The following is an 11,942-nucleotide window of genomic DNA, read 5'->3' as shown; positions in this document are numbered from 1 at the left end:
AAAGGAATATATGTTTATTTAACTATTACGCATAACTGTAAGGAGGAAGAATATGACTAAAAAACTCAGTCTAGTTGAGATAGAGTACATTTGCAATATGTTTTTTCAATCTTTCGAAATTCCAGTTTGTTTTTTAGATTGTAACAAAAATATTCTTTTAGAATTTAAATCAAAAAATGATTCACATTCTTTATATACATCAAAAATAGAAGAGTTACATATGCTTTTTCAGAGAAATGATACATATAATTCCCCCATCTTCAGAACTCACGAATATCTAGGGCACTTTATTTTAATTCACATAAAGAGCGATTATATGGTGAACGGTACTGTTATTATTGGGCCCTTGACACATGTGAATTCTTCTACAAGTAAAGCGGATAGTAACCTTAATTTTATTCCAAATTATAAAAGAACAAGAGACCATTATTTTTCATTGTCAGTCAAAGATCAAAATTTCTTTGTAAATATAGCGATATTGTTCTATAACATTCTCTATAAAAAAAATTCAGATGTAAGCACCTTTTCAAATAACAGTGACTCACTTCATATAAGTCATAGCAGCATCTTAAACGAAGATGTATATATTTCAATGCAAAAAGACGAATCCATTTATCATAATTTATATATAGAGCAGCAACTACTTAGTTCTATAGAACACGGGGATAAAGAAACCGTACTCAAATATTATTACGAATTCCAACAAGAGACTCTTTCATCTTTATCTTCATTCCATCAATTAAGACGTCATAAAAACATTTGTATTTCATCCATCACGCTCGCTACTAGATATGCGATAAAAGGGGGACTTCCATCTGGGATTGCTTACAAAATTTATGATTTACATATTCAAAGAACAGAAGATTTAAAAGACAAAGAATCTGTTTGGGATTTATTAAAAAATGCTTTTTGTACCTTTGCAGACCGTGTAAAGGCACAAAAAACACAGCAACATTCACAGACTATTGCTATTTGCAAAAACTACATTTTTAAAAATATTTACAATCCAATATCTGTTAAACAAGTTGCTAAATTTGCAAATGTGAATTCAGATTATTTATCTATATTATTTAAAAAAGAAGTCGGTATTTCATTAATTGAGTACATTCAACGTGAACGAATCGAAGAAGCAAAGAAATTATTAACTTTCACCACCTATCCTTTATCAGACATATGCGCTTCGCTTAATTTTAGCGATCAAAGTTATTTCACTAAAATTTTTAAAAAATTCACCAATGAAACGCCTGGTAAATATCGGAAATCTCATGTTGTCATTTAGAGTGAAACTTCCATTAAAACAAAATGTTTTCAGTAACTCATCAATGGCAGATTAGAAGCACTCCCAGATTCATGAACTATAGGATTTATGCTTTTTCCAAACCAAAAAACACGTTACTATTCTTATATTTTAATGAGAATAGTAACGTGTTTTTTTATGTAATGTAGTTTTGTAGACAGAACATGATCCAACTACAAATTTTTATAGAAGCCAAATGCACCGCTTAACTACTAAAATCTTATTAAGTAAAAAATCCATATTTTGTTTTACTTACTTTCTACTTTATTTCTTTTGAATAATGAACTCTTTTCTTCAAACGAATGATCCCTACTATTATTTTTGTATCTTTCTAAATTTGCGAACAAAAGTGAGTACTGTGCCTGTAATAATCATCAATATGCCGATTGCTGCACTGTTAGTTGTACTTACACCCGTCTTTGGTAGCTCCTTATATGTATATTCTTTTTTATCGCTATTACTGTTGTTTGAGATATTACTCTTATTTTCCTTATTAGCAAGGCCATTAGCTTTGCTAGTTTCTTTATCTTTCACTAATACTTTTTGTATTGCATTTACCTCATTACCCACGGAATCTCTAACACTATATATTATTTCATAAGTACCAGCTTTAGTTGTATCTATAGTTCCTTCATACGCTACTTTAGAAATAAGGTCACCGTCCTCTTTATCCGTAGCTGATACCCCTACCAATGGATCAAATTGATCACCCTCAGTAATTGAAGTTGTAGCAGGTACTTTTAGTATTGGTTTATCATTTTTAACTTCTTCTCTAACTTTGACCGTTACAGTTTGCTTCGCCGTTACTTCATGACCTTTAGAATCTGTAACCGTGTACGTTAATACGTAAGTACCGGCTTTAGTTGTATCTACTTCACCATCAACTTTGATTTTAGAAGTGAGATCGCCGTCTTCTTTATCGATAGCTAATACTTCTGCCATTGGAACAAATGAATCTCCTACATGAATTGTCGCTCCAACAGGCACTGTTAATTTAGGTTCTAAATCTGATGTTTCTCCATTTCCCTCTACAATTACAGTCTGTCTAGCCGTTGTATTTCTCCCTTGGGAATCAACGACCAAGTATTCCACAATGTATGTACCTGGTTTTGAAGTATCTACATCGCCTTTATGCTTTACTTTATTTGTTAAATCACCATCTTCTTTATCAACAGCTTTTACATTTCTCATTGGATCAAACGTATCACCTACACGTAGTGTAATCGTAAACGGTACAGTTAACTCTGGAGCTTGGTTTTCTGCTGTTTTTTCGTTCTCTTTCACCGTTCCTGTAATTTTTGCCGCATCAAAAGCATTTTGGACTGCTTGAACTTCAATTGAGTTCGCTCCATATTTATTAGTTGCCACTTTAAGGCATGCCAATTTCAATTCAGAGAAATTAGAAGTCATATTTAATTCATCAGTATTTGCATAATAGAAAATATCAAACATTCTATCTTCACCAATACCATTTACATTTACACCGTTATGAGTACCACCTTGTGCCATTAAATACGCAACTTTATTAATAATACTTGAGTTAAAATGAACGCCTCCATAATCCTCTCCATTTAAATCATTATATTTACTATAATCATCCGGATACGGTAGTCCTTCTGAAAAATTAATTGCAGTTGGATTTTTCATATTACGAAAAGTCGATCCAGTTTGTTCTCCTATTGTCCAGTTAAATTCCCCATTATTTATGTATTTCTCTATAGCCGTTCCCATAATATCCGATAATGCCTCGTTAATTGCCCCAGATTCTCCTGAAAATTCAAGGTTAGATTCACTTGATGTAACTGCATGTGTAAATTCATGACCGGCTATATCGAACGCTTTTACCATGGGATCTCCATATAAAAGCATACTAATGTTATTAATATTAGTACTAAATGCATTCTCCCAATTTTCAGGATCATTTGTCCCTCCAGAATCCCATGCATGTACAACTGAAACTACTTTTTTTCCTTTATTATCAAAACTATTACGCTTATATTTTTCTTTATAAAAATCGTATACCTTTGTTGCTAAGAAATGAGCGCTTACCGCCTTTGGATCATTAAATGTTGTTGAAACACTAGTTGCTAGTATACCAGGATAATAACTTTCTTCATTTGTAATATCTCTATAATTTACATCATATGTCTCAATTCCTTGTCCTCTTGTGTAATCAGCAAGCGCATAATTCCCACTGGTCTGTGTAGAAATACCAAATGTACGAGTTACGCCTAAATCATCTTTTCCTGTTCCAGTTAATGATGTAAAATTGCTAGTTTTATTTTCCTTAACGGATTCAACATACTCTTCACTTATTTTCAAACTTGATTCTTGTACCATATCTTTTAACATTTCACCATTATGAGCATTCACTAAATAAGTTCCAGATACATAATTTGGTGTTGTAGCAGCAAATGTAACTTGATATGCATTGCTAGCCTGCCCATGATTTTCATCAACAAAAATAACTGCCTTAACTTCTGGCTCAGAAATAAATTTAGTATCGTTTCCGTACTTTTTATAAATATATTGTTTTGCTTCTTCTTTTGATAAATTAATAGGTTTCTTTAAATCTTCTTGTGTTAAATTTTGTGCGCTAGCTCCTGAAATGCTTTTAATAATACCTTTTTTATCTACGTGAGCAGTCAACTGGTGGCCATATACTTCTTTTCCTTCATATATTTGTTGCATGCGCACAAGTGTAGTTCCATCATAAGAACCACGTTTTTGAAGAACCTTGTAATCTACTCCTGTTTCTGCACTAACTTGTTTTGGAGACAAAGCATGCTCCGTATTTTCCTTAAGTGCATCTTTCACTACATTCTCTGGTGCCTTTTTTGATGGTTGTGTCAGATCACCTGTACGGAACGAATCCTCTTGAATTTCAACTTGCATTTGACCAGGTTCCTCTGCATGACCTACTCCATATGGTGTTACACTTGTTAAAACGAATCCTGTTGTTAATGCAACTATAGCTATTTCTTTTTTATTTCCCATGATATTTACCTCGTATAAATTTCTATTATTTATATGAAACTGCTAAAATGTATACAATCTATTCCTAACATAAAAAGATGACTTTTGTAATCTACAAAAGCCACCTCTTCAATATGTAATATCCCTAAAATGTTTTTAATACATAATTTCTATACGAACAGAAAAAAGCATTCATTAACGAGCATTTTGCAATACTTTTATTAGGTCATTTATATTTTCAACTTTCTGCTGAAACTGATCAAGTCTGCTATGTAACAATGAAGGATTTTTATCTTCAGTTGAAATAACTTGTTTTAATTCGTTTTCTAATTTTTCATACATATCAAAGAAATTATCAAATTCTACACTTACAAGCTCTTCATTTTCGCGATAGAATCTTTTTGCTTCTATATAAGTCATATATGATTTATTTAAAAATCCTAATGAAATTAAATATTTAGAAGTGTTTTCTTGATAAATAGCAATATCACACGCTATTTTAATATCAGAATAAGTCTTTTGAACGAGACAATGCAATTCAAAAATCTTAAACTTTAATCCATTATTCATTTCATCCCCTCCCATCGTATCTATTCTACATAAAATTAGAATATTATACAAAGAAAATTATTAGCATGAAATTGACAATTTAAAAAATAACTTAAGGATAAACAAAATCCCTCTCATTATAAATTATAGTTGCGGAGCATTTACCAACATAACAGCAAAATAAAAAGCGAAAAGAATAAATCTTTCCGCTCTTAGAGTAATAAATACATTTCATATTGCGCTAAAGAATTCTTTTCAAATCCACATTTCTTAAGAAAACCTTCCAGTAAATTATTGTTAGGAAACCCAATTGATAAACTTGATAAATTTAATTCTTCTCTTGCTACTTGTAATAATTTCATCCCAACACCAATATTTCTATAATCTTTGTCTACGAAAATAAAACTAATTTTACCTTGTTTATTTACACATAGAGAGCCTTTTAAGTCATTATCGACATATGCACCATAAAATACATTATTTGTTTTTTTGATATAATCAATATCATTTTGCCAATTTATATGGAAGTTTAACCATTTCTGAATTTCATCTTTAAAAGTTGGAAATTCTAATTGTTTTACTTCACTATCCTTACAATCTTTATTCATTATTTTAGTCAAATCATTTAAATTATAATAAGAAAGATCGTACACTTTTTCATAGCCCAACTTATTATAAAAATGAATCGCTCGGTCATTTCCTACAATGACTTCGAGAAAAAGTTGCTTACATCCATGTTGAATCGCCTCTTCTTTATGCAGTTCAAATAATTTTTGACTTACACCAATACCGCGGTAATTAGGATGAACCGCTAATGTTCCACAGCGCATAGTCTTTATACTTTCATAATCCTTTATACCACCTAGTATTACGCCAACAGGTTTGCCTTCTTCTAAAGCAAGAAAAGAATGTTCTAGCAAATTACCTTCTGGTCCCAAAAAACGTTGTATAAAATCCTCTTTTGAAACCTCCATCTTAATAATGTAATCTGAAAATCCATCTTTAAAAGCTTCATATACTAAATCAATATTTACTTCACTACACCTTTTATATTGAATCATATAAAATTGCCCTCCAACTGCTTATATTAAACTCAACGTGTACCCATATAATATATTCCATCTATTATAAATTTCAGCTCTTAATTTGAAATAAGCGGACATTTCCCTACATATAACTCACTATTGATTTGTTTTATAACAAACTATCTATTATTTACTACATTAACCTCATAAACACGTAAAAAAGCAATTAAATGCTCACATGCTCTTTCACATGCTAGCATTTTAAAGATTTTTTGTTCTTCTTTCGTTTTATCATTTGCTTGATCTGAAGCAGCTTTTAAACAGAGAAATGGTTTTTTATTTATTTGGCATACATAGGCGAAAGCTGCTACTTCTTGATCAACTGCCAATGCTCCATATACGGTATGGAGTAAATATCTCATTTCCGAACTACGAATACGTTGATCTCCTGATAAAAATGTACCGAAATGTATCGGATCATACGATCGTATTTTTTTTATTCTTCTTACAAGTGATTTTGTTGTTTCAATAGGTGCTGTTCTACCGTTATATAAATTAAAAACATCTTCCCCTGAACCAGCAGCAGTAACATCATGTTGTATTGCGTTTAGTGCGACTACAATATGACCGTTTTTCACCTTGTTTGATAAACTTCCGCATATTCCTGTCATAAACAACTCATCTGGCTGAAACTCACTAATTAACAATTGTACACAACTAGCGCAGCTTACTTTACCGACACCAGTAACAACTGATATAATTTCCAGCTCATTAATAGTATGAAAATGAAATTCCCAAGCTGCCCTTTTTTCAACACGTTCACTCGGATAATGTTGATGCAAATACGTCAGTTCTGGTTCCCATGCAGATACAATTGCAATACGTTTCATTACACGATTCACTTCCCCTATTGTCATTTAAATATGTTATCTATACTTTCTCGTTCATAATCTGGAATCCATTCTTTGTATTTCTTATATAAATCTCGTATTATTTCTTTATTCTTCGCAATTACTTCACATCCTCTATCATCATACATAAACATGACAATATCTTTCGTTGCATTAATGAGAAATACATCTGGATAAAAAATTTCTTTTTTTCGTCCAAATCGAGGATACAAATCAGAAAAATCCTCATGATTAGCAGCTTGTATAAGCGATTCATACTTAATATCTTCTACGAGACATTTTAAAGAAAATTGATATGTACAATATAACTCTGCTTCTTCATCTTCAAATAGAAACGGTAATGTTTCTTGTCTTATATGAAATCTTAAATCTCTTTTCTTAATATATTTATTGTATACATTTATTTTCTGTGGAGTTTTTATGTTTTCCTTTTTAAATCTATAAACATTTGTCACTACAAACACTACATCTTCTTTTGAAAATATGTCTTCAAATAAGAATTTATTATATGTATATAGTTGAGAAAAGTATTCCATATTTAAATCGTTGGTTCCTTCTACAATTTGATATTTATCTTTTCCGAAATCAAAATGCAAATGATTTTCCCACTGAGATAATAAGTAGGGTCCTAATGTAACTTCTGGAAATGTTTGATTCATATATTCTTTTAATTGCATTTCCTTGTCCTTTCTACTGTACAATTCTTTTTAAATCCCAATATGCTTCTTCTAGCCACGGGTGTATAACTTTCAATGTATCTTTCCTTTCCCACAAATATGAAATATATACAAAAGCTGCTTTTTCCAAAGATTTTCCCAATCCTTTTTTTATTTCTATTAAATATGGTGGTGTCCCTTTTTGATCCCATTCTATTTTATCTGCAACAAATAATACTAAATCCATCTTCGTTGCATGTTTACGCAACGTTGTATGGCAACAAATTGCATTTAAAATCTCTTCATCTTCGACTTTAAATATTTCTTTTGCGATTACCCTCGATAATTTTTGATGAATAATCATAGGAAACTTTCTTTCCGCTTCCACTATTTCTACACCAAATTCTTCAGCAACTGCAATCCGCTCCTCGTTTGGAAAAATGCCACTAATATCATGTAAATATCCTGCAATTGCTGCTTTTTCTTTATCTACGTGAAACTTTTCTGCAATCTTTTTTGCCTCATTTGCCACACGAATTGAATGTTTATATGTAAACTCTTTATTATATTTTAGTAGAAAAGCTTTAATATCATTTTCTATTTTTCCAGTTGGAGTAAATGAATATTTATCATTACATAACATAGAAAATCCCCCTTATAACTACCTTTCATTATAATGTAGAATCTAAATATCTTTGTTATTTTATATTCGATATTAATCTTTTTACTCCTTTTTAATACGTTACATGAAATTTTATACAGAATCATCGCTACAAGTACATAAATGTTTGATATTATAGTAATGTTGATGATTTGTAAGGAAAGGAACTACACAATGAATAAAAACATATTAATTATTGATGATGATAAAGAAATTGTTGAATTACTTGCTGTTTATTTGCGAAATGAAGGCTATAACATTTATAAAGCTTATGATGGCGATGAAGCATTGCAAAAGGTTTCTACATATGAAGTTGACCTTATGATTTTGGATATTATGATGCCAAAACGAAACGGATTAGAAGTTTGTCAGGAAGTGCGTGAAAATAATACTGTACCAATTCTAATGCTTAGTGCAAAAGCAGAAGATATGGATAAAATATTAGGCCTTATGACAGGTGCCGATGATTATATGATCAAACCATTCAATCCATTAGAATTAGTAGCTAGAGTGAAAGCTTTATTACGAAGATCCTCTTTCCAAAATGCTACTTCGCAAAAGAATGAAGATGGTATTATTCGTATTCGCTCTGTTGAAATACACAAACATAATCATACAGTTAAAGTAAATGGAGAGTACATTAAACTAACCTCTATTGAATTCGATATTTTATATTTACTTGCGAGTAATACAGGAAGAGTATTTAGTTCAGAAGAAATTTTCGAACGCGTTTGGAATGAAGATGGTTATGGTTCAAATAAGACGGTAATGGTCCATATTAGCAACTTACGAGATAAACTTGAAACAGTAATAAATGGAGAAAAATTTATTCATACTGTTTGGGGAGTTGGCTATAAAATTGAGAAATGAAGCATTTGATATATTAAAAGATATTCCTAAATGGAAACTTATTTTTTGGCTTTTATTAGCTATCACACTCACTCCTATTACTGAATTAATTATTTATCGCCTCGTTACGAGTGTAATTGAAAGTTCACTTACTCTAACCGAACTCGGTAAAGAATTCATTCGAATTTTTGGTTATGAAAAGTATAAAGGGATTAAAGAGTCTTTATGGATGATGATTGTATCTTATTTGTTTTTATTTTCTATTTTTTCATCCTATCTTTACATTTTTTATCGTCACGAGAAAAAACTTTATTATGAAACTTGTATAAAAAAAATGATAGAAGAAATTCGTTATATTGCAAATGGAAACTTCAATCATAAAGTTTCTATTGTAAATCATAATTATCTAGAAGAATTAGCAATCGGGGTCAATGAAATTGTTGAACAATTAAAAGTCTCCATTGATGAAGAAAGACAAGCTGAACAAGCAAAAAGTGAACTTATTACAAATGTATCACATGACTTACGCACTCCCCTTACCTCTATAGTTGGATACGTAAATTTAATCCATCATGATAATTATAGAGATGAAGTGGAATTGCGATACTATATTCAAGTCATTTACGATAAGGTAACTCGTCTTAATGCATTAATGAATGACTTGTTCGAATATACACGTGTTCAAAATAAAGAATTAAGCTTGTATTCTGTTCCTATTGATATTGTAGAGTTACTTGGACAATTAACTGTTCAATTCCGTATACAATTTCAAGAAGCTAATATAGAATGTCGGCCTTCTTTCCCGTCTCAAAAGCTCATGGTATTAGCTGATGGTGACAAATTAGTGCGTGTGTTTGAAAATCTTATTATAAACGCTATCGCTTATGGAAGCGAAGGTCGCTATATTGACCTTACTGCTTATGAAAGCAATAATATGATTACAATTGATATAACAAATTACGGACAACCTATTCCTAGTACGGATTTACCTCATATTTTTGAACGTTTTTATCGCGTTGAGAAATCTCGCTCTACAAACACTGGTGGATCTGGACTTGGATTAGCAATTGCAAAAAGTATAGTCGAATTGCATAAAGGAACAATTGAAGTATATAGTGATGACGAAAAAACAACATTCACTGTAAAACTACTCCCATACAAATGTTAATATTACAAATAAAAAGTTCAATTTCTTACCATATAAGAAATTGAACTTTTTCCATAATTACCCTAAATTTAATAATCCTTTATAATTCTTTAGAAATTCTTTACCTTTTCTTTCTTCCTAATTAAGCATTCCTTTTTACAATACTATTATTGATGTCATAATAGGAGGATCGCTTATGCAATTCTTAAAGAAATTCGCTATTTTATTATTATCTTTTTTTATTACTGCACTTATCGTTTTATATTTTTATCTTTATGTAAATGGTCCGATTATTCAAGCTAAATCAGCTATTTTAATAAATGCTAATTCAGGTGAAATTGTTTATAAAAAAAATGAAGAAACTCCAGTACAATCAGCTGCTTTATCTAAATTAATGACAGAATATATCGTATTGGAGCAACTAAATGATAGAAAAATACAGTTAGATGACTTAGTACAAATAAGTAACGAAGTTTTCCGAGTAGAAACAAGCCCTATACAAGTAACATCGAATGATAAAACAACGGTTCGTGATTTACTTCATGCATTGCTACTGGCAGGGAATAATCGTTCTGCACTCGCCCTAGCAGAACACATTGCTGGAAATGAAGATAACTTTACAGTATTAATGAATAAAAAAGCAAAAGAACTAAAGTTATTACAACCATCTCCATTTCTAAACTCTACTGGAATTAATAATAATACAAATAAACAATCAACTACAACAGCGATAGACGCAGCTAAACTAGCAGCACGATTAGTAAAAGATTTTCCAGATGTATTGAATATTACGAAACTAACCTCTTACCAATTTACCTTCAAAGATTCCCAGGTTTTCAATACGAATAAAATGATATATTCCCTTAATGAAAACATTAAACTTCAAGGTGTTGATGGCTTACAAACTAGTTTTTCAACTAACGGTAATTATAGTTTTGTCAGTACAGCAAAACTTGGAGATACTAGACTAATTTCAGTAATATTAGATGCAGATGAAGAAAACATTTCATTTATTGAAACAAAAAAGTTGCTCCAGTATGGTTTTGATCCTTCCTCGTACTCTGCACTCCAGGCTTTTAAAGACGCCCTTACATCTTGGACAATATTGCTTCAGTTTAAAAATTTAATTATACAAACTATAATGATTTTTTTAATCATTACCACCTTAATGTTTTTACATATACGTCAGAAAAAATCCGAGGATTTCAATTAAGAAATCTTCTTATATATAAAACCGACTTGCGCTTGAGATGCAAGTCGGTTTTTAATTCTATCATCCTCTTCCAAGCAAATTTGCTGAAACTGGTTGCAAGTTTAACTCTCTCGCCCATATAGATAGCTGACCAATATGATAAATTTAATATCCCATTACATGTCTTAAAACCTATGTGTTTTGAGGCATACATCCATCTCTGTTTCCTTTCGTTGTGTTCGTTTGTTTAGTTTAAATGGGTTAATCTATTAATTCTATTAAATCCAACAATTGAACTATTACACTTTAAAGTTCTACTCATATACTATAGTAGATTACTAGAAAGGAGGCTTAACTATGGATAGTTGCGTTGTATTTGTAAACGGACAACCTTTTTTAGTTCTTTCAGTAGCTGGTATTGAAATTGCTAGATTAGAGATTTCCCTTCAAGTAGCATTAGCTCTAAGAGTGCTTGGGATACCAATCTGTGATTAATTACCAAATTAAAAGAAAAAGAGGGCATTAGCCCTCTTTTTTTATTTTCCTCATATATTTTCTTAACAACAAATAAAATTTTAATTTTTATATTGTAAGGAAATTCCGAAAAATAAACTCATTTTATTCAATAAAAAGAGCACCACCCATACCTCATTATCCGTTTCTAAAAAATTAGAATTCG

11 protein-coding genes and 1 pseudogene are annotated in these 11,942 nt (G+C 30.8%); 5 read left to right on the top strand and 7 right to left on the bottom strand.

The window, feature by feature from the left end; translation table 11 throughout:
• Positions 1-52: 52 nt before the first annotated feature.
• A complete protein-coding gene (locus tag M1D73_RS12560) occupies positions 53-1,279 on the top strand; it encodes a helix-turn-helix domain-containing protein (RefSeq protein WP_000162828.1) in 1,227 nt (408 codons plus the stop codon).
• 333 nt (positions 1,280-1,612) lie between these two features.
• Here M1D73_RS12560 and M1D73_RS12555 read toward each other — a convergent pair whose 3' ends face one another.
• The 6 genes from M1D73_RS12555 to yqeK all read right to left on the bottom strand — a co-directional run bounded on the left by M1D73_RS12555 (position 1,613) and on the right by yqeK (position 8,057).
• Positions 1,613-4,294 carry a M4 family metallopeptidase gene (locus M1D73_RS12555; protein ID WP_086404157.1) on the bottom strand — a complete coding sequence of 894 codons (2,682 nt, stop codon included), beginning with the start codon at positions 4,292-4,294 and terminating at the stop codon, positions 1,613-1,615.
• Positions 4,295-4,468: 174 nt separating this feature from the next.
• Complete coding sequence (locus M1D73_RS12550; RefSeq protein ID WP_001059024.1) at positions 4,469-4,843, bottom strand: hypothetical protein; 375 nt, start codon at positions 4,841-4,843, stop codon at positions 4,469-4,471.
• 191 nt (positions 4,844-5,034) lie between these two features.
• Positions 5,035-5,883 carry a GNAT family N-acetyltransferase gene (locus tag M1D73_RS12545; RefSeq protein WP_000617060.1) on the bottom strand — a complete coding sequence of 283 codons (849 nt, stop codon included), beginning with the start codon at positions 5,881-5,883 and terminating at the stop codon, positions 5,035-5,037.
• A 143-nt stretch (positions 5,884-6,026) separates the two neighbouring features.
• Positions 6,027-6,764, bottom strand: a complete 738-nt coding sequence (mtnN, locus tag M1D73_RS12540) for a 5'-methylthioadenosine/S-adenosylhomocysteine nucleosidase (protein ID WP_121868531.1) — start codon at positions 6,762-6,764, stop codon at positions 6,027-6,029.
• Positions 6,761-7,435, bottom strand: coding sequence for a DUF3885 domain-containing protein (locus M1D73_RS12535; protein ID WP_001176117.1), 675 nt, complete (start codon positions 7,433-7,435; stop codon positions 6,761-6,763). Before M1D73_RS12535 ends, mtnN begins: the two co-directional genes overlap by 4 nt.
• A 13-nt stretch (positions 7,436-7,448) precedes the next feature.
• Entirely contained in the window at positions 7,449-8,057 is a 609-nt protein-coding gene (yqeK, locus tag M1D73_RS12530; RefSeq protein ID WP_000882449.1) for a bis(5'-nucleosyl)-tetraphosphatase (symmetrical) YqeK, read from the bottom strand.
• Between the two features lie 192 nt (positions 8,058-8,249).
• Between yqeK and M1D73_RS12525 the strand changes: the two genes are divergently transcribed.
• From M1D73_RS12525 to M1D73_RS12515, 3 genes are all read left to right on the top strand, one after another.
• Complete coding sequence (locus M1D73_RS12525; RefSeq protein WP_001038807.1) at positions 8,250-8,945, top strand: response regulator transcription factor; 696 nt, start codon at positions 8,250-8,252, stop codon at positions 8,943-8,945.
• Positions 8,935-10,092 (top strand): sensor histidine kinase, encoded by a 1,158-nt coding sequence (locus tag M1D73_RS12520; protein WP_001243307.1) that lies wholly within the window; start codon positions 8,935-8,937, stop codon positions 10,090-10,092. The genes M1D73_RS12525 and M1D73_RS12520 overlap by 11 nt, the downstream gene beginning before the upstream one ends.
• A 175-nt stretch (positions 10,093-10,267) precedes the next feature.
• Positions 10,268-11,284, top strand: a complete 1,017-nt coding sequence (locus M1D73_RS12515; protein WP_001160054.1) for a D-alanyl-D-alanine carboxypeptidase family protein — start codon at positions 10,268-10,270, stop codon at positions 11,282-11,284.
• A 60-nt stretch (positions 11,285-11,344) separates the two neighbouring features.
• On the opposite strand, the pseudogene M1D73_RS12510 reads toward M1D73_RS12515, so the two are convergent.
• Positions 11,345-11,455, bottom strand: a pseudogene (locus tag M1D73_RS12510) (DinB family protein); the annotation flags it as partial.
• Between the two features lie 165 nt (positions 11,456-11,620).
• Between M1D73_RS12510 and M1D73_RS12505 the strand changes: the two are divergent.
• Positions 11,621-11,758, top strand: coding sequence for a DUF3956 domain-containing protein (locus tag M1D73_RS12505; protein WP_000376554.1), 138 nt, complete (start codon positions 11,621-11,623; stop codon positions 11,756-11,758).
• Positions 11,759-11,942: the final 184 nt, after the last annotated feature.

Source organism: Bacillus sp. PK3-067, from assembly GCF_056738645.1.
Note: the sequence above shows the minus strand (reverse complement) of the source record. Positions and strands in the feature narration are given on the sequence as shown.